Here is a 19,925-nt window from a genome sequence, read left to right as displayed (position 1 = left end):
CCTTCTACAGCGTGCGCTTGCCGGAAATCTGGTGATAGGCCCAAAGCACGACGATCGAGCCGATCACGGCCACGATCAGGCTCCAGATGTTGAGACCGGTGACACCCGACGAGCCAAAGGCGCTGAAGATCAACCCGCCAACGATGGCGCCGACAATGCCGAGCACGATATCCATGATCATGCCCTGGCCTGTCTTGTTGACGATCTTGCTGCCGATGAACCCGGCGATAAGGCCGAGAATGATCCAGCTGATGATGCCCATAATTCCCTCCAAAATTCCCCCGCCGCGCCATCATGGTCACATGATTGTCAAAAGCTCAAGTCAGCTTGAAATTCCGCCTGTTTGCGCCATTCTGGGGCCGGGCGGACTTGGCTGGACAAGGAGATCCATTATGGGCCTTTTCGACAATGCCGTTCCGGGCGGCAACATCACCAAACCCCTGATGATCGCGCTCGGCGCGCTTTTGGTCGGCAAGATGCTGAGCGGCAGAAGCGAAGAGGCGGCCGCGCCGCAAGCGCCGGCGCCGACGCCTGCGGGAACCGACGTGTCCGCCGATGGCGGCCTGCTCGGCGGTCTCGGCGGCCTGCTCGACAAGCTCAAGAACGCTGGCCACGGCAATGTCGCCGACTCCTGGGTCGGTACCGGCCAGAACCAACCGATCAACCCGGGTGATCTCGGCTCGGCGCTCGGGCCCTCGGTGATCCGCGAGATCGCGCAGCGCACCGGGATGAGCGAGCAGGAATTGCTGCAGCAGCTCTCCACGGCGCTGCCCGGCATCGTCGACAAGCTGACGCCGAACGGCCAAATCCCGCAGCACCATCAGGTCGTTTCAGCCTTCAACAGCTAGGGAAGTGGCCTGCTAGCGCGCCGCGTGCCACGGCGCGCGGCGTTTCATTTGAGGATTCTCGGGAAGAAATCTGGAGCGGGTAGCGGGAATCGAACCCGCATATTCAGCTTGGAAGGCTGCTGCTCTACCACTGAGCTATACCCGCGCCTTGCACTGAGGTACCGGATTCATCCGAAAAGCGCCACGCATTTTCGGTCCGAGACTTTTCGTTTCAGGGCTTCCGGGCCGGCAGTGGTGGAGAGGGTTGGATTCGAACCAACGTAGGCTAAGCCAACGGATTTACAGTCCGTCCCCTTTAACCACTCGGGCACCTCTCCAGTCTGCCGCCGGAGCCATGCAACGAGGCATTTCCGCCGATCCGGAGCCCGAGTAAGATCTTCTCCGAAATCAGCGAAGCGCCTTATGGCGGCAAGGCCGGTGGGTGTCAACCGGCGCGGCCAGGGTTTTTCGAGGATGTTCGGCATTCATTTGTCCAGCCCATATCCTTAGCCGGACGGGACGGCTATAGAGGCCGTCATGAGCGACGATAAAAGCAACAAGTCCGGCTCGCGCAAGGACACCCACTACGCCAAGCTAAGGCGCGCGCATCGCGACCAGAAGGCAGGCGGCGCGCCGGCATTCCGGCCGCGCCAGCCGGTGCCGCCGGGCGAGGCTGCCGCCGACGGGCTGGTGCGGCTTTACGGCCTACATACGGTGCGGGCCGCGCTCGACAATCCGCGGCGCAAGATCAGGACGATGCTGGTGACGCGCAACGCCGCCGAGCGGCTTTCGATTCCCGACCTTGCCGCCCTGCCCTTCAAGGCCGAGCTGGTCGAACCGAAGGACATCGACAGGATCACCGGATCGGACGCCGTGCATCAGGGCGTGCTGATCGAGGCCGAGCCGCTCAAGCCGAAGCGTCTCGACGCGCTTGGCGACACCAGGCTGGTGCTGGTGCTCGACCAGGTGACGGACCCGCACAATGTCGGCGCCATTCTGCGCTCCGCGGTTGCCTTCGGCGCCGGCGCGCTGATCACGGCTGCCCGTCACAGCCCGCAGGAATCGGGCGTGCTGGCGAAATCCGCTTCCGGCGCGCTCGAGCATATCGACCAGATCGAGGTGAAGAACCTCGCCGATGCGCTGGGACAGCTGCATGAGGCCGGTTTCCAAACCATCGGGCTCGATTCGGAAGGGCCGGCCGAACTGGAGAAAACCTTCGCCGGCGAGAGGATCGCGCTGGTGCTGGGCGCGGAAGGCAAGGGCCTGCGCCAGAAAACCCGCGAGACGGTGACGACGCTCGCCCGCCTGGACATGCCAGGCGCGATCCACTCACTCAACGTTTCGAACGCGGCGGCGGTGAGCCTTTATGCGGCGAGGAAATTCATAGCGAGTAGGGAGTAGCGAATAGCGAATAGCGAATATTCGGGACACGATCCTTCGGCCCCGCACCCCCTATTCGCTACTCCCTACTCGCTATTCGCTCCTTCGCCACTTCATGCCCCGCCATCCGCTCCAGCGCCCTGACCAGCGCGGAGTGATCCTCCTTGGCGCCGCCATTGGCGGCGCAGGAATTGAAGAGCTGCTGCGTGGTCGAGGTGTTGGGCAGCGACACACCGAGCGCCTTGGCGCCTTCCAGCGCCAGGTTGAGGTCCTTCTGGTGCAGCTCGATGCGGAAACCGGGCGCGAAGGTGCGTTTGATCATGCGCTCGCCATGCACTTCGAGGATGCGCGAGGCGGCGAGCCCGCCCATCAGCGCCTGTCTGACCTTGGCCGGATCGGCGCCGGCCTTCGAGGCGAAGACCAGCGCTTCGCCGACGGCTTCGATGGTCAGCGCCACGACGATCTGGTTGGCGACCTTGGTGGTCTGGCCGACCCCGTTCGGGCCGACCAGCGTGATATTCTTGCCGATCTTCTCGAACACCGGCCTGGCGCGTTCGAACGACTTCTCCTCACCGCCGACCATAATGGTGAGCGAGGCCGCCTTGGCGCCGACCTCGCCGCCCGACACCGGCGCGTCGAGATAGTCGCAGCCGAGATCGTTGATCTTCTTGGCAAATTCCTTGGTGGCGATCGGCGAGATCGAGCTCATGTCGATGACGAGCTTGCCCTCGGTCAAGCCGGAGGCGACGCCGTTCTCGCCGAAGAGAACGGCGGCGACTTGGGGCGTGTCGGGCACCATGGTGATGATGATGTCGGCAGCCCCCGCAACAGCGTCGTGGCCGGAAACAGTCTTCAGACCCTTGGCGACGAGATCGGCGGGCGGCTTGGAGCGATGGTCGCTGGCGACGACCGTGTAGCCGGCAGCGAGAAGATGGCCCGCCATCGGCGCGCCCATGATGCCGAGGCCGATGAAGCCGATGGTGTCCATGTTGTTCTCCGTCGTAATTGTCGAGGTCGCGTTCCTTCGCGCCCCCCTCTGGCCTGCCGGCCATCTCCCCCACAGGTGGGGAGATTGGCAGCTTCGCCGCAGGTTCTTAAGCCGCCGCGCTCCCCTGCCCGGCGAATTCGCGGAACCAGCCGAGCCCCGCCTCGGTGCCGGCCTTCGGCTTGTATTCGGCGCCGATCCAGCCGGAATAGCCGAGGCGGTCGATGTGGTCGTAGAGGAAGGGATAGTTGATCTCGCCCGTCCCCGGCTCATGACGGCCGGGATTGTCCGCAAGCTGAATATGCGCGATGCGGCCGAGGTTGGCTTCGATTGTACGGGCGAGATCCCCCTCCATGATCTGCATGTGATAGATGTCGTATTGCAGGAACAGGTTCTTTGAGCCGATGCGGTCGATCAGCGCTAGAGCCTGGTCTGAGTAATTCAGGAAGAAGCCGGGGATATCACGGGTGTTGATCGGCTCGATCAAGAGCCTGATGCCGGCCTGCTCCAGCTTCTCGGCCGCGAAGGCGAGGTTTTCGGCAAAGACGTCTTCCAGCACCGTGCGGTCGGCGCCCTGCGGCGCGATGCCGGCGAGACAGTTGATCTGTTCGCAGCCCAGCGCATGCGCATAGCTGATCGCCTTGGCGACGCCCTGCCGGAATTCCGGCACCCGATCCGGCAGCACGGCAATCCCGCGTTCGCCCTTCGCCCAGTCGCCGGCCGGCAGATTGAACAGAACCTGTGTCAGGCCGTTCTTCTTCAGTCGCGCCGCCACGACATCCGGGGCATGCTCATACGGGCCGATATATTCGACGCCCTTGAAGCCGACGCGGGCGGCGGCATCGAAACGATCGAGGAACTCGTGCTCGCCGAAGAGCATCGAGAGATTGGCTGAAAAACGCGGCATTCTTTTTCTCCTTGGTCCGCCTGAACTCAATCCAACATCATGATGGCTGTCGGCGCGTCCTCATTGCGCTCGGCAAGCTCCTCGAATTCGGTGACCTTGTCGATTTCCGTGCCCATGGAAATGTTGGTGACGCGCTCGAGGATGAATTCGAGAACGACCGGAACCTGGTGCTCCTTGATCAGCCGCTGCGCCTCCTTGAAGGCGCCGGCGAATTCCTCGGGCTTCGTCACGCGGACCGCCTTGCAGCCCATCGCCTCGGCCACCGCGACATGGTCGACGCCGTAGCCCGCCTCCGGATCGCCGGCACGGTTGACGTTCTCGAAGGCGAGGCTCACTTCATAATCCATCGAGAAGCCGCGCTGCGCCTGGCGTATGAGGCCGAGATAGGCGTTGTTCACGACGACGTGGATGTAAGGCAGCTTGTGCTGGGCACCGACGGCCAGCTCCTCGATCATGAACTGGAAATCATAGTCGCCGGAAAGCGCGACGATGTCGCGATCCGGATCCGCGGCGCGCACGCCGAGTGCCGCCGGCAGTGTCCAGCCGAGCGGGCCGGCCTGGCCGCAATTGATCCAGTTGCGCGGCTTGTAGACATGCAGGAACTGCGCGCCGGCGATCTGCGACAGGCCGATCGTGGTGACATAGGTGGTGTCGCGGGCAAACGCCTTGTTCATCTCTTCATAGACGCGCTGCGGCTTCAGCGGCACCTGCTCGAAATGCGTCTTGCGCTTCATCGTCTTCTTGCGCTGCTGGCACTCCTTCGCCCAGCCCGACCAGTCGCGCAGCTTGCCGGCCGAGCGCCATTCGGTGGCGACGTCGAGCAGGATCTTCAGCGCGGCGCCCGCATCCGAGACGAGGCCTAGATCCGGCGCGAAGACACGGCCGATCTGCGTCGGCTCGATGTCGACATGAATGAATTTTTTCCCCTTGGTGTAGACGTCGACCGAGCCGGTGTGGCGGTTGGCCCAGCGGTTGCCGATGCCGAAGACGAAGTCCGCCTCAAGCATCGTCGCATTGCCGTAGCGGTGCGACGTCTGCAGGCCGCACATGCCGGCCATCAGCCGGTGGTCGTCGGGGATCGCGCCCCAGCCCATCAAGGTCGGAATAACCGGCACGCCGGTGACTTCCGCGAACTCGATCAAGAGATCGGAAGCGTCGGCGTTGATGATGCCGCCGCCGGCGACGATCAGCGGCTTTTCAGCCTCGTTGAGCATCGCCAGCGCCTTCTCGGCCTGGGCACGCGTTATCGCCGGCTTGAAGGGGGCGAGCGGCTCATAGGCATCGATGTCGAATTCGATCTCGGCAAGCTGCACGTCGACCGGCAGGTCGACCAGAACCGGCCCGGGCCGCGAGGAGCGCATCAGATGGAAGGCCTTCTGCAGCGTCATCGGCACCAGATAGGGCTCCATGACAGTGACGGCCCATTTGGCGACCGGTGCTGCGATCGAGGCGATGTCGACGGCCTGGAAATCCTCCTTGTTGAGGCGCGCGCGTGGAGCTTGACCAGTTATGCATAAGATCGGAATCGAATCCGCCGAGGCCGAATAGAGGCCGGTGATCATGTCGGTGCCGGCCGGACCGGAAGTGCCGATGCAGAGCCCGATATTGCCGGCCTTGGCCCGCGTATAACCTTCGGCCATGTGCGAGGCGCCTTCGACATGGCGCGCCAGCACATGGCGGATGGTGCCGCGCGCCTTCAGCGCCGAATAGAGCGGGTTGATCGCCGCGCCCGGCACGCCGAAGGCATTGGTGATGCCTTCCTTTTCGAGAACGAGAACCGCAGCGTCGACAGCGCGCATCCTGGCCATGGCAAGCCTCCATTTCGTTGGTTGGCTTGAGAATGCCAGTGTGCGTTCGATTTTTCAATTTTTTCAGAATATTTTTTCATTTCTAGAAAACCGCTGTTATTGGCTGATTTCACTTCACTTTTCCTTTTCCAAAAAATCGCTCCAGGCCACTACTGAAAAACTTTTTCATTGCATGCGTCGTCAAATCGGCGAGAATGGCCGGTATGGAAACGACGGAAAAACGCCAGCGCGGCCGGCCCCGCGCCTTCAACGGCCCGTCCGAAGCGGCCTCGGTGCAGTCGCTCGACCGGGCGCTGCGGATCCTGGCCATCGTCGCCGAGGCTAGCGGGCTGTCGCTCAGCGAGATCGCGGCGCAAAGCGGCATTGCCGCCTCGACAGCCTATCGCATGCTGACGACGCTGGAAAACCACGGCATGGTCGAGTTCGATACGACCGACCAGCTCTGGTCGGTCGGCGTGGAGACCTACCGCATGGGCGCTGCCTTCCTGCGTCGCCGCAAGCTCGTCGACCGTGCCCGCATCGTCATGCAGGAATTGATGGAAAAGACCGGCGAGACCGCCAATCTCGGCGTCGCCGAGGACGATTGCGTCGTCTTCGTCAGCCAGGTCGAGACGCACCAGGCGATCCGCGCCTTTTTCCGGCCGGGCACGCGCAGCCCGTTCCATGCTTCCGGCATCGGCAAGGCGGTGCTGGCGCATCTCGAGCCCGAACGGGTCGCCGCCATCTTGCGCAAGGCGGGCCTGCAGCGCTACACGGACAAGACGCTTTCCGATATTTCGGCGCTGGCCCATGATCTGGCCGTTATCAAGCATCGCGGCTGGTCGGTCGACGACGAGGAGCGCCACCCCGGCATGCGCTGCGTGGCCGCCGCCATTTTCAACGAGTTCGGCGAGCCGCTCGGCGGCGTTTCGGTGTCCGGACCGACGGTGCGGGTCACGCCTGAGCGGCTGGCCGAGATCGGTCCGCTGGTGCGCGACGCCGCGGTCGAGGTGACGAAGATGATCGGCGGCGTGAAAGCCTACTAGAGCGTTTCACCGTTTCATGGAAACGGCGAACCGCTCTAGCTCTTTGTTTTTACGCAATTCCGAACGGAAAACCGCACACACTTTTCCTGGAATTGCTCTAACTAAGACGCGCCCGGCAATGCGCTCTTTGCCGATATGTCGAAGAAATCGAGCAGGATGGCCAGCGCGACGCCACAGGCCGCGAAAATGAGGCCGGCGAGGAATATCCGACTGGCGCGGTCATGAATGCTTCGCTGCAAGGATTTGATGTCGAGCAGAATGGCCAGCGCCCGGATCTGCAGCGCAATGCCGACCAGGATCGGCAGGACGGCAATCAGATGGTAGGTCTGCCATGGGATCGGGTTGGCCGCCCAATGGGTGATGAAGCCTAGCGAGAACGCCAGCAGGATGCCGACGATGGTGATGGTGCCGTTGCGGAAAACCGGTTCGACCCGTTCTTCCCTAGGATCCTGATTGTTCAAGCGACCCTCCCCTCGATTGCCGTCAAAGCCAGACTAAACGCTTGCAAAATCGCTGTACATCGTTGGTTGCTCAGCAAGGCAGGCCGGCCATACCAGGACGGACGCCGGACTTGACCGGTCTTGCCGCGTCGTCGGAATGCATGCCAAAGGGCACGGATGCGGAAAACACTTTACCTCCTATCCGCCGCTTCCCTTTGCGGATGCGTGGCGGCGACAGCGCCGCCGCCCTCGCCCAGCGGCAATCAACGCGTCGATCCTATTCCGATTTCGCTGGCCCTGGAGGAGATAATCACCGCCGGCGTCCGCCAGCATTTGAAGAACCCCATCGCTGCCAGGTTCGGAACCATGCTCGCCGGAGAACGCAGTTTGAACGGCCGCCACGAAGTGGTGGCGTGCGGCTATGTCGACGACAAGGGCTCTCCCGGCGGCAGCGAGCCATTCATCGGCAAGATCTATCCCCATGCCGGAAACAGCTTTGAACTGGTTGCGATAAATGACGTTTCGGTCATCGGCGCCTGCAAGGCGGCGGGATTGTCAATGCCGGAGCTGAAGCCCAATTCCTGAATTGCTGGAGGCCGAAATGTCGTTCGCTTCACATCAAGCCAATCAGGCGGATGCTCAACGCAAGAAAAGGGGCTGCGGGCAGCCCCTCTTTCCAGCCGTTTGTTCAGCTCCCTCCTAGAGCCTGCAATAACGCGGGCCGTCGTAGCTCATATAGGTGTCGGTGCGCTCGTCGTAGCTGGCGTAGCGGGCATAGCAGCGGCGGACGTGGATCGAGTCGTAGCCGTCGTCTTCGACATAGACGCTGCGGGGCTGCTGCTGGGCAAGCAGGCTGCCGAGAACGAAACCGCCGACGCCGGCGGCGATGCCGATGCCGAGCTCGCGGCGGTGATGATGGTCGTGGGCGGCCGAGGGCTGGACGGTGCCGACGAGCGAGCCGGCGGCGACGGTGGTGGCGATGAGGCCGGAAACGATGGTGCGCTTGAACATGACGATCTCCTGTTTCGGTGGAGAGGCGAACCATCCGCCTCTTGATCGTCTGTCGCTGCGGCCCGGAAAAAGGTTCGAAATATTTTCGCGATTTTTTTCGCCGGGACTGAGCGAACAGGGAGTAGCGAATAGCGAGTAGGGAAAGCGGGGATATGCTGAATGCAAATCCCTATTCGCTATTCACTATTCGCTACTCGCTCTCTTTCACCCCATCCCCGTGACATGCCTCAGCCAGAAGGCCAGCACGATGAAGCCGATGAATGTGGCGACGCCGGTCCAGTCGATGTTTGCCTTCTTCAGATCGCTGATGACCTTCACCAGCAAAAGCCAGGTCACGACGATGAGCGGCAGGATGATGACGAATCTGATCATGCGGCACCCGTTCGATGCGATTGCACCCGACAAAGATGTAGGAAGCGGCGCAGCGCTTTTCAGCATGCCGACCAAGCCACGCGGTCCATTAGGAACCCGAAACGGAGTTTTGTCTTTACTGGCGCACGAAATGTGCTACCGGAGCGCCGTGCCCTTGTAGCTCAGCTGGTAGAGCAGCGGTTTTGTAAACCGAAGGTCGCGGGTTCGATCCCTGCCGGGGGCACCATCCTGTAGCGGAGACGCCCGCAATGCCCTTCGAACAAACGCTGTTCGCGAGCGCACGCGGCTGAGCACGCCGGTTATGATCGCTAGTGGCGTGACGCAGACGCGGGGAAGCATGTCGCGAACCCTGATCATCGTTGGTCTCTGTTTGGTTGCCGTAGGTCTGCTATGGCCTTGGGTGGGCCGGATCGGCCTTGGCCGGCTACCAGGCGATATCGTGATCGAGCGCGAGCATTTCAGGCTCTATGTTCCCATCACCACGGGAATACTGATCAGCGTTGCGGTCTCGGCGATCCTGTGGCTGATCAACCGTTAGGGGCGCTTCGGCGGCAGCGATTTCGCTTCACACCCCAATCGCCGCCACCAGCACCCTATTCTGCCTTCGTATCGCAGCGCGCAGCTCCGGTATCTTCGCCTCGTCGCGTTTGACGAACTCGATGAACATCATGTTCATGTTGTTGAAGATCAGCTCGCCCACCGCCGGCCCGTCTATGTCCGAGCGCACAAGCCCGATCTCCTGCAGGCGGACTATCAGCGCGCTGATCTGCCTGGTCAGTTCCCGGTCGAGGGCGGTGTAGGCCTGGCCGAAGGGGCTGTCGGGCAGTTGCGTCGAGATCGCCATCGCCTGGCGCCACATCTCCTTGCTGAGATAGTTCAGCGAGTGCTCGATATAGATGCCGATCAGCGTGTCCAACGCGTCGCCGACATTGGCGGGCGGACTGGCCACCACCCCTCGCCCGGCATTCAGCACCTCATTCACTTCCATAGACACGATGGCGCCGAGAATGTCGCCCTTGTTCTGGTAGTAGTTATAGATCGTGCCGATCGAGACTTCGGCCTGCGCTGCGATCGCCTCGATCTTGGCGCCTTCGTAGCCGGCCTCGCGGAACAACTCGGTCGCCGCATCGATGATGCGCCTGTGCCGGTCCGCCTTCTGCCGTTCGCGCAATCCGCTCATATCGGCCTCTCTGCCACAAAATCATAATTGACTCAATTTTAGAATTGGTTCAACTTTTCTTCCAACAAGCCAGCAAGGCAGGGAGAACACTCGATGACCGTCAACATTCGGAATCCGCTTTCCACCCTGAAGTCTCATCTTTCAGCCGCTTGCGCGGCTGCGGCGCTGCTCCTCGCGGCCGGAGGCGCCCACGCGGCCGATCTCAATGCGCTGATCTGGTGCGATCATTCCGATCCGGCGCTGCTGCGGCCCTTCGAGGAAGCCAACAACGTTAAGGTCAACGTCAAGGAATTCGAAGGCACAGGCGCGGGGCTGGCCATCGTCGACCAGTCGCAACCGGGCGACTGGGACGTGATGGTGATCGATAGCATCGACGTGCCGCGCGGAGTCGAGAAAGGCCTGTTCGAGCCGCTGCCCGAAGGCAAGCTGCCCTTCGCCGACCTCTTCCCGGAAGTGACGATGGACAAGTCGACCATCGTCGACGGCAAACGCTACGGCATCACCGAAAAGTTCGGCTACAACACGATCGGCTTCAACAAGACCAAGGTCGACCCGGCCGACATGCAGTCGCTGGCCTCGCTCACCAGCGACAAATACAAGGGCAAGGTCGCGATCTACGACTATTACCTGCCGGTGATCGGCATGGCCGCTCTGGCCATCGGCAAGAAGACGGCCGACCTCACCGAGGCCGACCTGCCTGCCCTCAAAGCCGAGCTGCTCAAGATGAAGGCCAATGCCAAGCTGGTCGGCGAGGTCACGGCCAGCCAGACTGCTCTTGCCACCGGCGAGGTGGACATATTGGTCGGCGGCGGCGAATGGGTGACGGCCGGCCTTGCCAAGGAGAATCCGGCGCTCGACTTCTCGATCCCGAAGGAAGGTGCTGTGCTCTGGTCGCAGTCGCTCGCCATGTTCAAGGATTCCAAGAACAAGGACATGGCGCTGAAATTCATCCAATATATCCTGAGCCCCGAGGGCCAGGCGCGGCTTGCCACCTCTTCCTGCTACTGGGGCATGCCTTCGAACAAGAAGGCGGCGCTGACTGATGATCAGAAGAAGATCCTGCGCTTCGACGAGCAGCCCGGCTTCCTCGCCCGCGCCCAGGCTTATCCGGCGCCGAACGCCGATCTCGACAAGAAGATGCAGGATATGTGGACCGAGATGCTGCAGGCGCAGTAAACCGGCCGATGACATCAGTGGGAAACAAGTCGCGTGCCCTGCCCTGGGCGCTGGTCACGCCGGCGCTGGCATGGACATGTGCTTTCTTCGTGCTGCCCTTCATCGCCATGGGGTTTTCCAGCCTGACGGCGCATGAAGGCGGCGGCTTCACTCTGGCCAATTACAGCCAGTTCTTCACCGATCCGTCCTACTGGCGGGCGATGGTGAACTCGCTGGAGGTAACGGCGATCGTCACCGTCATCTCGATCCTGCTTGCCTATCCCTTTGCCTGGATTCTCGCGGAGCAAGTGCCGGAACGCTGGCAACGGCTGGCGCTGATGCTGGCGGTGCTGCCGTTCTGGACCTCCTATGTCGTGCGCTCCTATTCCTGGCTGCTGGTGCTGGCGCAGAATGGCGTCATCAACCGGGCGCTTACCGGCATCGGCCTGATCGGCGAGCCGCTCCAGCTTGCCAACACGCGTTTCGCGACCGTCACCGGCTTCGTGCATTTCTTCGTCATGTTGTTGACGCTGACGATCTTCGCCAATCTGAAACAGCTCAGCCCGAGCTACCGCAAGGCTGCCGCCGATCTCGGCGCCGGGCCGGTACGCACCTTCCTGCATGTCGTGCTGCCGCTGACCTTGCCCGGCATCATGGTGGGCGCCTTCCTCACCTTCGTGCTCTGCATCGGCGACTACATCACGCCGCAGATCCTCGGCGGCAACAACGAGCTGGTCATGCCGCAGCTCGTAATGATGCAGATCGGCCGCCGCGGCGACTTCCCGTTGGCTTCGGCGCTGTCGATCATTCTGATGGCTGTGGTGACCATCGCCTATCTAGCCTGCGCCCGCTGGCTGAAGATCGAGCGGGCCTGACCATGCGCGCCGCCATCCGCCTCGCCGCCATCCGCCTCGCCGCCTGGGTCTACGCCATCGCGATATACGGCTTCATCTTCCTGCCGGTGATCGTGCTGGTGCTTTTCTCGCTGCAGGCCACGTCTTTCCCGATCCCGCCCTTCACCGGCCCGTCGCTGCGCTGGTATCAGGCGGTGCTGTCGGATGCGAGGCTGACCTCGGCGCTCCTCAACTCGCTGCTTGTGGCGGTGCTCTCCTCGCTTGCCTCCGTCACGCTCGGCTTCCTCTCAGCCTGGGGTTTCGCCCGCTTCGTGCTGCCGGGCTCGGCCATCCTGCGCGGCCTGATCACACTGCCGCTGACCGTCAGCTATCTCATCATCGGCATGGGCCTGCTGGTGCTGTTCAACTGGGCCGGTGTGCCGAAATCGCTGCTCGCGGCCGGCATCGGCCATGTCGTGATCAACCTGCCGCTCTGCTTTGCCATCATCTACAGCCAGATGGGCGACCACCAGATCAATATCGAACGCGCCGCGCGCGACCTCGGCGCCGCCGAGTGGAAGGTGCTGCTCATGATCACCGTGCCGGTGATGGCGCCGGCGATCTTCGCTGGCTTCTTCCTGTCGATGACCTTCTCCTGGGACGAGTTCGTCATCTCCTTCCTGCTCACCCGTTTCGAAACGACGCTGCCGGTGGAGATCTGGAACCTGCTGCGCTCCGGCCTCAACCCCAAGACCAATGCCGTCGGCTCGCTGGTCTTTGCTGTCTCCATCGTCCTAGTGGTGTTTTTCGAGCTGACGCTGTTGCGGAGAAAGCCGGCATGAGCGCGCCCTTGGTCGATATCCGCAATGTCTCGCATCGCTTCGGCCAGCTATCGGTGCTGAAGAACGTCTCGCTGGCGATCGAGCCCGGCAGCTACACGATCCTGCTCGGACCATCCGGTTCCGGCAAGACGACGCTGCTTTCGATCCTTGGCGGCTTCGTCAGGCCCAGCGAGGGCAAGGTGTTCATCCGTGGTGTGGATTGCACCGCGGTGCCGCCGGCGAAGCGCCCGACGACCACCGTCTTCCAGGACTACGCGCTGTTTCCGCATATGAGCGTCGGCGGTAATGTCGGCTTCGGGCTGCGCATGCAAGGCGTAGACGGCGCGACCCGGGCGGCCAGGGCGCGCGATGCGCTTGCCCTCGTCGGGCTGGCGGCCGCCTTCGGCAAGAAGCCGCATCAGCTCTCCGGCGGCCAGCGGCAGCGTGTAGCGCTGGCCCGCGCGCTGGTCATCGAGCCGGCGGTGCTTTTGCTCGACGAGCCGCTCGGTGCGCTGGATCTCAAATTGCGCCGGCAGATGCAGGACGAGCTGAAAGCAATCCAGAAGCGCGTCGGCACCGCCTTTATCCACGTCACCCACGACCAGGAGGAAGCAATGGCGCTGGCCGACCATTGCGTGGTGATGAATGACGGCCGTATCGAGGACGAAGGCCCGCCCGAGCGGGTCTATGCGCGGCCGGCGACGCGCTTTTCCGCCACCTTCATGGGCGAGAGCACGATCCTTGCCGGCACCGTCACTGAAGCGAAGAACGGGATCGTCACGGCCATGACGGCGGTCGGGCCGATTTCAATGCCCGGTGCATCGCCTGCCGGCGCCACGGTCGCGCTCGCCATCCGACCCGAGCACCTGGTTCTCGACGAAGCGAAGAGCGACGTCACGCTGGGGACGGCCAAGGTCGGCGATGTCGTCTTCCAGGGCAGTTTCAAGCGCGTGCTGGCCGCCTCGGAGCTGGATCCTGCGCTGCAATTTATCGCGAAGGCGCCCGCTTCCGCTGCCATTCAGGCAGGCGACACGATCCCGGTTTCATGCCAGGCTCAAGACATCATCTTATTGGCGGACTGATCCATGGGCATGCTTCCGGTCATCGAGGCGCCGGACTGGTACGAAACCATCCGCATGGGCAACGATATCACGCTCATCCATGAGCCGTGGATAAAACCGTTCTTCCGCTGCAACATCTGGCATGTGCGCGGGCGCGACCGCGACCTGTTGTTCGACACCGGCCTTGGCCATTTCAGCCTGAAACGCCATGTGCCGCTGGTGAGCGAGCACAAGCTTACCTGCGTCGCCAGCCACACGCATTTCGACCATATCGGCTGCCATCACGAATTCCCGGACCGCTGCGTGCACTCCGCCGAAGCGGCAATCCTTGCCGATCCACGCAACGAATGGACGGTGGCGGACCGCTACGCCAATGAGGAGATGTTCGACGGCGCGCCGGTGGGCTGGGATACGGCGCGCTACCGCATCCTGCCCGCGCCGGCGGGCCGGCTGCTCGAGCATGGCGACGTGATCGACCTCGGCGACCGCGCCTTCGAGGTCATCCACACACCTGGACACTCGCCCGGCGGGATCGCGCTTTATGAGAGAAAGACCGGCATCCTGCTGTCCGGCGACATCGTTTATGACGGGCCGCTGATCGACGACGTCTATCACTCCGACATCGATGACTATGTCGGGACCCTGCTTTCCATGCGCGAGCTCAACGTCTCGGTCGTGCATGGCGGCCATTTCCCGAGCTTCGGCAAGGTGCGCTACCGGCAACTCATCGATGAGTATGTCGCGGGCAAACGCAAGGCCGGGTGCCACTTGCAGAGCGGCTGAGCGATCAGGGAAGCGAAGCCTACAGCGCCCTTTGCGGGCAAAGTGTTCCCGTGGCGTCGCCGCAGCGGGAAGCTGTCGGCTGCGGCCGCTGGCTCATCTCTTCGGAATGACGCACCAGCTCGGCGAACATCAGCGCGAAACTTCCCATCATCAGGAAGACTATGATCAGACGCGTTACCGGCAATAGACAGGTCTCTCGACTGGCTAGCCCCCGCCAACCCATCCACTGTCGGCTAACATGATCGATCCGGCTTTACGAGTGTTTAAGCTTCGCCTTAACCATAGCAGCCATCACATTCATGTCGCGGCTGTCACGAAGCGCGATTGTCGGGTGTGCCCCCCGGCCGGCGCAGCGCCCTTCACAGACGTGGGCGCCGCATGCTACGCCGTCGCCGGCGCGGCCCCGCAGACGGTCGCCCTCCGGGAGCCATGAGCAAAGCCGCCAGCCGTTTCGCCTTCGTTTCTTCCGACACCGACGACGCCCGCGCGGCGTTGGAAAGCCTGTCCGCGCGCTATGGACAGGTGCCTGTCGCGGATGCCGAGATCATCATCGCGCTCGGCGGCGACGGCTTTCTTCTGCAGACGCTGCGCGAGACGATGAGCACGGGCAAGAAGGTCTACGGCATGAACCGTGGCACCATCGGCTTCCTGATGAACGAATATCGCGCCGGCGGCCTCGAGGAACGCATCGCCAACGCGGTCTCCGAGACGATCCGGCCGCTGGAAATGGTCGCTGTGACGCATGACGGCGAAACGATTTCGGCGCCGGCGATCAACGAGGTGGCGCTGTGGCGCCAATCCTATCAGACGGCGAAGATCCGCATCACCGTCGACGGCCAGGTGCGGCTGGAGGAGCTGAACTGCGACGGCGTGATGATCGCGACGCCCGCCGGTTCCACTGCCTACAATCTGTCGGCGCATGGGCCGATCCTGCCGCTCGATGCGCCGCTTCTGGCGCTGACGCCGGTCAGTCCTTTCCGGCCGCGCCGCTGGCGCGGGGCGCTGCTGTCCAACAAGGCGACCGTGCGCTTCGACATCCTGGAAGCCGAAAAGCGCCCGGTGAATGCCGCGGCCGATCATACCGAGGTCAAGGCAGTGGCCTCCGTCACCGTGCGGGAATCGCCGACGGCGACGGCAACTTTGCTGTTCGATCCGAACCATTCCTGGAACGAGCGTATCCTTGCCGAGCAGTTCCGCTACTGAGCCGGCGCAAGGATATTGTTTCGATCAATGCGTGTCGCCCAAAAGCGCGCAGCGGTTTTGGGCATACGGCGTGATCAAGCAAAGATATAAAGCGCGGAGCCTCAAACCGTTTCAGCGCGACGCGCTTTAAGCATCGCGATTAAGGTTACGGCTTCACAATCGCTGTATTTCGGTCCGTTTCTGTTGACAAATCGAGGGCTTGCGCCTAACTGCAACACCGATCTTGCAGGCGCGCGGCGCCTGCCGCGGCTACTGTGTCGCGATTTTCCCAACCAACAAAGACAACAAACACTTGTCCTCAGACACCACGATCGCTCAAGAAGCGTTGACATTCTCAGACCTCGGCTTGTCGCCGAAGGTTCTCTCCGCGGTCACCGATGCCGGCTACACCACGCCGACGCCGATCCAGGCCGGCGCCATCCCGCATGCGCTGCTCGGCAAGGACGTGCTGGGTATCGCCCAGACCGGCACCGGCAAGACCGCTTCCTTCGTGCTGCCGATGCTGACGCGCCTGGAAAAGGGCCGGGCGCGCGCCCGGATGCCGCGCACGCTGATCCTCGAACCGACCCGTGAGCTCGCCGCGCAGGTCGAGGAAAACTTCATCAAATACGGCAAGAACCACAAGCTCAATATCGCGCTGCTGATCGGAGGCGTCTCCTTCGACGAACAGGACAAGAAGCTCGAGCGCGGCGCCGACGTGCTGATCGCGACGCCCGGCCGCCTGCTCGACCACCGCGAGCGCGGCAAGCTTCTGCTCAACGGCGTCGAGATCCTCGTCATCGACGAGGCCGACCGCATGCTCGACATGGGCTTCATTCCCGATATCGAGCGCATCTGCGAGATGATCCCGTTCACGCGTCAGACGCTGTTCTTCTCGGCGACGATGCCGCCGGAGATCACCAAGCTCACCGAGAAGTTCCTGCACGCGCCGGTGCGCGTCGAGGTTTCGAAGGCCGCCTCCACGGCGACCAGCATCACGCAGCGGCTGGTCAAGTCCGGCTCAAAACCCTGGGAAAAGCGCGAGACGCTGCGCGACCTGATCAAGGCCGAAGACGCCGATCTGAAGAACGCCATCATCTTCTGCAACCGCAAGGTCGAGGTGTCGGAGCTGTTCCGCTCGCTGTTGAAGCATGATTTCGATGCCGGCGCGCTGCATGGCGACATGGACCAGCGCGCCCGCATGCAGATGCTCGCCAATTTCCGCGACGGCAAGCTGCGCTACCTCGTTGCCTCGGACGTCGCAGCGCGCGGTCTCGACATTCCCGATGTCAGCCATGTCTTCAATTATGACGTGCCCATCCACGCCGAGGATTACGTCCACCGCATCGGCCGCACCGGCCGCGCCGGACGCGCCGGCAAGTCCTTCACCATCGCTACCCGCTCCGACACCAAATATGTCGACGCCATCGAGAGGCTGATCGGCACCAAGATCGAGTGGCATGACGGCGACCTGTCGACCGTGACCGAGAGCGAGGGCGAGGAGCAGCCGCGCCGCGGCCGCGGCGCCCCGCGTCGCGCCGGCCGCAAGGACGAGGACCGCAAGGATCGGGGCGAGCGCAAGAAGGACCGTCACGCCAAGCGCGACGAGACGTCCGATGCCGCGCGTGAGGAACAGCCCGTCGCCGAAGTGGCCGACATCGCCGAGCGCCGCGCCCGCAAGGACGCGATCCGTTCCGAGAACGAGCGCAAGGGCCCTGGCAGCCGCCACGAGCAGCGCGGCGACGCCCGTCCGCAGCGCGACCGCCCCGGCCGCCATCGTCAGGAAGAAGACGACGCAACCGTCGGCTTCGGCGACGACGTGCCGGCCTTCATGCGGATCGTCGCGAAGGTCTGAAGCCGATCAGCGTAGCCTGAATTGAAAACGGCCCCACACGGGGCCGTTTCGTTTTTGACTTCGCCTGGAACAATTCAGCCAAAGGCGATGCCTACATCGGACCCGGCATCATCTTGGTCGGCTTCTCAAGCATCGGGAACTCGGCCTTGCTGCATTTCACGTTCGGGTTCGTTGGGCTGAACATACCGTTCGGATTGTCCCTGAACAGCCATGCATGCAGGTCGTAATGGACGAACTCCCTCGGAATGAGCGGGTAGTGGCCTTCCATCGGCCCCATGAATTTCTGCCCGAACAGCGTCGGCACCTCCTTGGTGTCCGGCGTCAGCGGCACCAGCCATTCCACCCCGACCAGCTTCAAGCCTTTCTTGGTCGGCTCGTAGATCAGGACGTTCGGCTTCATCGGGTCGAGCGGCTTGCCGACGCTCGGAACGTTGACGAAATGGATGCCCATCGCGCCCTTCTGATAGTACATAGCGCCGTCTATCTTCTCGCCGCCATAGTGGATGCAGCCGACGGTCGACAAATAGAGGTCGCGAACAGCGGCGGTGTAATCTTCGTACTTGGCCAGCGATTTCTTCAAGGCTTCGATGTCGGCCTTGTTGGCGTCCTCGGCCCGGGCCGAAGCGAGCCCGAACGATGTGCCGATAAGACATGTCAAAACGAGGACGCCGCAGCGCCCCAAGCGAGCTGTTCTTGTCATGCATTCCTCCCAGATTCTCTTGATCTGGCCGTGCAAGACCGGGGCGGTAGATGTTGATTGCGCGGCCGATTGACCGCCCCATCCCCTCTGGAACAGCAGAATGTTAGTCCTTTCCCTGGTTCTGGAAAAGCATTAATTAGAACAACCTAATGTCCTAAGGCCTTCGAACCCATCTTTGGGCCATTTCAAACAAAAACGGCCCCTTTCGGAGCCGTTTGTCTTGATGGAATTGCGCCTCTGCGCGCCGTTTTCTCAGGTGAGCGGCGACAGCTGGATTTCGACGCGGCGGTTCTGCTCGCGGCCGGCGGCGGTCGCATTGGATGCGATCGGGCGGGTCTTGCCGAAGCCGGTGACGGCGAAGCGGCGCTGATCGACGCCCTGGCCGGACAGGTAGTTTGCGACGGCAAGCGCGCGACGCTGCGACAGGTCGAAATTGTGCTCGTCGCCGCCGGTCGAATCGGTGTGGCCGAACACGTCCACAGTGGTCTGGCGGAATTTCTTCAGCACCAGCGCGACCGAATTCAGCACCGGATAGAAGCCCGGCTTCACCGCGTCCTGGTCGACATTGAAGGTGATGTCGGACGGCATGTTGAGGATGATCTGGTCGCCGCTGCGGGTGACGCTGACGCCGGTGCCCTGCAATTGACGGCGAAGCTCGGCCTCGTTTTGGTCCATCGTCGCGCCGATCGCGCCGCCGGCGAGCGCGCCGATGCCGGCGCCGATCAACGCGTTGCGGCGGTCGTTGCCACCGGCCAGCAGGCCAAGGCTGGCGCCTGCCAGGGCGCCGAGGCCGGCACCGGCCGCCGTGTTGGAGATCTTCTGGTCGCCAGTATACGGATCGGTGGTGGTGCAGGCGCTCACCAATAGAGCCGTCGCCACGGCGACGAGCACAGTCTTCTTCATAAGATTGGTCCCTCTCCAATTCGCGGCCTTTGCGACCGCGCCAAATCAGCCCTTCCGCAGCCTTGTAGCATGAAATGCGGCGAAAAACGGAACGGGAATGCCGCCGGTAAAGTCCGGCGGTGGCTCCCGTGTCGGCTCTACCACAAATTCTTGCCGTCGATGACCACCACCTCGACCTTGTCCAGATCGAAATCATCGAACAGGCGCGAATTGACGCTGATCTTCGGGTTGTCGAAATCCGGCTCTCCGGTCGACCAATCAGGCGTCTCGGTGAAGGTGCCGCAGCCGCAAATGGCGCAGAAACCATGCTTCACCGTCTTTGAGCCCCAGCGATAGAAGGAGACATTCTCCGGCGGGCTCGTCAGCTTGAATTGCGACGGCACATAATAGGCCCATAACGAGCCCCGCTTCGAGCAGAACGAGCATGTGCATTGCGTCACCGTCCGCGGCGCCTCGGCAACCTCGAAGGTTGTCGCCTTGCAGTGACAGCTTCCCCTGATGGTCATGGACTCAACCTCTCCGTTGTCCGCCGCGCCCTTAGTTTCACACAATTCCGGAGGAAAAACCGCTACGCAATTTTCCTGGAATTGCGCACTCTGGATTCACGCAATTCCGGACGGAAAACCGCTACGCACTTTTCCTGGAATTGCTCGGTGCAAGGCAACATAAAGAAATCGTCCTGACAACCGTGTGTCAG

At 62.6% G+C, this 19,925-nt stretch carries 24 protein-coding genes and 3 tRNA genes; 13 read left to right on the top strand and 14 right to left on the bottom strand.

The features are described from left to right. Positions 1–4 precede the first annotated feature (4 nt). The gene (locus LB538_RS13020) at positions 5–262 is read right to left on the bottom strand and encodes a GlsB/YeaQ/YmgE family stress response membrane protein (RefSeq protein WP_224532368.1); all 258 of its coding nucleotides are present in this window, start codon (positions 260–262) and stop codon (positions 5–7) included. Positions 263–392: 130 nt separating this feature from the next. Between LB538_RS13020 and LB538_RS13015 the strand changes: the two genes are divergently transcribed. Continuing rightward, positions 393–848, top strand: a complete 456-nt coding sequence (locus LB538_RS13015) for a YidB family protein (protein ID WP_224532367.1) — start codon at positions 393–395, stop codon at positions 846–848. Between the two features lie 71 nt (positions 849–919). On the opposite strand, the gene LB538_RS13010 is transcribed toward LB538_RS13015, so the two are convergent. Beyond that, positions 920–993, bottom strand: a tRNA-Gly gene (locus tag LB538_RS13010). A gap of 87 nt (positions 994–1,080) precedes the next feature. Then, positions 1,081–1,165 (bottom strand) — tRNA-Tyr (locus LB538_RS13005). Positions 1,166–1,364: 199 nt separating this feature from the next. On the opposite strand from LB538_RS13005, the gene LB538_RS13000 reads away from it, so the two are divergent. Continuing rightward, positions 1,365–2,228 carry a TrmH family RNA methyltransferase gene (locus LB538_RS13000; protein ID WP_224532366.1) on the top strand — a complete coding sequence of 288 codons (864 nt, stop codon included), beginning with the start codon at positions 1,365–1,367 and terminating at the stop codon, positions 2,226–2,228. Positions 2,229–2,286: 58 nt separating this feature from the next. Here the strand turns inward: LB538_RS13000 and LB538_RS12995 are convergent, their stop codons facing one another. From LB538_RS12995 to gcl, 3 genes are all read right to left on the bottom strand, one after another. After that, entirely contained in the window at positions 2,287–3,195 is a 909-nt protein-coding gene (locus LB538_RS12995; protein ID WP_263482464.1) for a 2-hydroxy-3-oxopropionate reductase, read from the bottom strand. Positions 3,196–3,301: 106 nt separating this feature from the next. Beyond that, positions 3,302–4,099, bottom strand: a complete 798-nt coding sequence (gene otnI, locus LB538_RS12990; RefSeq protein ID WP_224532365.1) for a 2-oxo-tetronate isomerase — start codon at positions 4,097–4,099, stop codon at positions 3,302–3,304. Between the two features lie 26 nt (positions 4,100–4,125). Further along, positions 4,126–5,907, bottom strand: coding sequence for a glyoxylate carboligase (gcl, locus tag LB538_RS12985; RefSeq protein WP_224532364.1), 1,782 nt, complete (start codon positions 5,905–5,907; stop codon positions 4,126–4,128). A 203-nt stretch (positions 5,908–6,110) separates the two neighbouring features. Between gcl and bhcR the strand changes: the two genes are divergently transcribed. Beyond that, on the top strand, positions 6,111–6,932 hold the full coding sequence (gene bhcR, locus LB538_RS12980; protein WP_140698754.1) for an HTH-type transcriptional regulator BhcR: 822 nt from the start codon (positions 6,111–6,113) through the stop codon (positions 6,930–6,932). A 101-nt stretch (positions 6,933–7,033) separates the two neighbouring features. Here bhcR and LB538_RS12975 read toward each other — a convergent pair whose 3' ends face one another. Beyond that, complete coding sequence (locus tag LB538_RS12975) at positions 7,034–7,393, bottom strand: hypothetical protein (RefSeq protein ID WP_140636791.1); 360 nt, start codon at positions 7,391–7,393, stop codon at positions 7,034–7,036. A 204-nt stretch (positions 7,394–7,597) separates the two neighbouring features. On the opposite strand from LB538_RS12975, the gene LB538_RS12970 reads away from it, so the two are divergent. After that, the gene (locus LB538_RS12970; RefSeq protein WP_224532363.1) at positions 7,598–7,957 is read left to right on the top strand and encodes a hypothetical protein; all 360 of its coding nucleotides are present in this window, start codon (positions 7,598–7,600) and stop codon (positions 7,955–7,957) included. Between the two features lie 114 nt (positions 7,958–8,071). Here LB538_RS12970 and LB538_RS12965 read toward each other — a convergent pair whose 3' ends face one another. After that, a complete protein-coding gene (locus LB538_RS12965) occupies positions 8,072–8,383 on the bottom strand; it encodes a BA14K family protein (protein WP_095767586.1) in 312 nt (103 codons plus the stop codon). Between the two features lie 204 nt (positions 8,384–8,587). Continuing rightward, on the bottom strand, positions 8,588–8,755 hold the full coding sequence (locus LB538_RS12960) for a hypothetical protein (RefSeq protein WP_140842871.1): 168 nt from the start codon (positions 8,753–8,755) through the stop codon (positions 8,588–8,590). Between the two features lie 150 nt (positions 8,756–8,905). Here LB538_RS12960 and LB538_RS12955 point away from each other — a divergent pair. Both LB538_RS12955 and LB538_RS12950 read left to right on the top strand, forming a co-directional pair. Further along, positions 8,906–8,981: transfer RNA gene (locus LB538_RS12955), tRNA-Thr, on the top strand. Between the two features lie 75 nt (positions 8,982–9,056). Beyond that, positions 9,057–9,293, top strand: a complete 237-nt coding sequence (locus LB538_RS12950) for a DUF2905 domain-containing protein (RefSeq protein WP_318011908.1) — start codon at positions 9,057–9,059, stop codon at positions 9,291–9,293. A gap of 27 nt (positions 9,294–9,320) precedes the next feature. On the opposite strand, the gene LB538_RS12945 is transcribed toward LB538_RS12950, so the two are convergent. Continuing rightward, positions 9,321–9,935: a TetR/AcrR family transcriptional regulator gene (locus tag LB538_RS12945; RefSeq protein ID WP_224532361.1), complete on the bottom strand. Its 615-nt coding sequence runs from the start codon at positions 9,933–9,935 to the stop codon at positions 9,321–9,323. Positions 9,936–10,028: 93 nt separating this feature from the next. Between LB538_RS12945 and LB538_RS12940 the strand changes: the two genes are divergently transcribed. The 5 genes from LB538_RS12940 to LB538_RS12920 are packed head-to-tail and all read left to right on the top strand — an operon-like array spanning position 10,029 to position 14,588. Next, positions 10,029–11,111, top strand: a complete 1,083-nt coding sequence (locus LB538_RS12940; protein ID WP_224532360.1) for a spermidine/putrescine ABC transporter substrate-binding protein — start codon at positions 10,029–10,031, stop codon at positions 11,109–11,111. Positions 11,112–11,119: 8 nt separating this feature from the next. Next, positions 11,120–11,965, top strand: a complete 846-nt coding sequence (locus LB538_RS12935) for an ABC transporter permease (RefSeq protein ID WP_224532359.1) — start codon at positions 11,120–11,122, stop codon at positions 11,963–11,965. 2 nt (positions 11,966–11,967) lie between these two features. Continuing rightward, positions 11,968–12,765: an ABC transporter permease gene (locus LB538_RS12930; RefSeq protein WP_224532358.1), complete on the top strand. Its 798-nt coding sequence runs from the start codon at positions 11,968–11,970 to the stop codon at positions 12,763–12,765. Beyond that, a complete protein-coding gene (locus LB538_RS12925; RefSeq protein WP_224532357.1) occupies positions 12,762–13,826 on the top strand; it encodes an ABC transporter ATP-binding protein in 1,065 nt (354 codons plus the stop codon). The genes LB538_RS12930 and LB538_RS12925 overlap by 4 nt, the downstream gene beginning before the upstream one ends. Before the next feature lie 3 nt (positions 13,827–13,829). After that, on the top strand, positions 13,830–14,588 hold the full coding sequence (locus LB538_RS12920; RefSeq protein WP_224532356.1) for an MBL fold metallo-hydrolase: 759 nt from the start codon (positions 13,830–13,832) through the stop codon (positions 14,586–14,588). A gap of 19 nt (positions 14,589–14,607) precedes the next feature. Here LB538_RS12920 and LB538_RS12915 read toward each other — a convergent pair whose 3' ends face one another. Further along, the gene (locus LB538_RS12915) at positions 14,608–14,772 is read right to left on the bottom strand and encodes a hypothetical protein (protein ID WP_224532355.1); all 165 of its coding nucleotides are present in this window, start codon (positions 14,770–14,772) and stop codon (positions 14,608–14,610) included. A gap of 245 nt (positions 14,773–15,017) precedes the next feature. On the opposite strand from LB538_RS12915, the gene LB538_RS12910 reads away from it, so the two are divergent. Continuing rightward, positions 15,018–15,791, top strand: coding sequence for an NAD kinase (locus LB538_RS12910; RefSeq protein ID WP_140842832.1), 774 nt, complete (start codon positions 15,018–15,020; stop codon positions 15,789–15,791). Positions 15,792–16,083: 292 nt separating this feature from the next. Then, the gene (locus LB538_RS12905) at positions 16,084–17,625 is read left to right on the top strand and encodes a DEAD/DEAH box helicase (protein WP_224532354.1); all 1,542 of its coding nucleotides are present in this window, start codon (positions 16,084–16,086) and stop codon (positions 17,623–17,625) included. Positions 17,626–17,716: 91 nt separating this feature from the next. Here LB538_RS12905 and LB538_RS12900 read toward each other — a convergent pair whose 3' ends face one another. The 3 genes from LB538_RS12900 to LB538_RS12890 form a co-directional block, all read right to left on the bottom strand. Continuing rightward, positions 17,717–18,325, bottom strand: coding sequence for a hypothetical protein (locus tag LB538_RS12900; RefSeq protein WP_224532353.1), 609 nt, complete (start codon positions 18,323–18,325; stop codon positions 17,717–17,719). 252 nt (positions 18,326–18,577) lie between these two features. Further along, positions 18,578–19,228, bottom strand: coding sequence for an OmpA family protein (locus LB538_RS12895; protein ID WP_027170410.1), 651 nt, complete (start codon positions 19,226–19,228; stop codon positions 18,578–18,580). Positions 19,229–19,365: 137 nt separating this feature from the next. Then, positions 19,366–19,734, bottom strand: coding sequence for a GFA family protein (locus LB538_RS12890; protein ID WP_095767598.1), 369 nt, complete (start codon positions 19,732–19,734; stop codon positions 19,366–19,368). Between the last annotated feature and the right edge of the window lie 191 nt (positions 19,735–19,925).

Origin of the sequence: Mesorhizobium sp. Ca11 (assembly GCF_020165275.1) — a bacterium.
Taxonomy (GTDB): Bacteria; Pseudomonadota; Alphaproteobacteria; order Rhizobiales; family Rhizobiaceae; genus Mesorhizobium.
The sequence above is the reverse complement of the archived record's forward strand: the minus strand, read 5'-3'. Positions and strand labels throughout refer to the sequence as shown.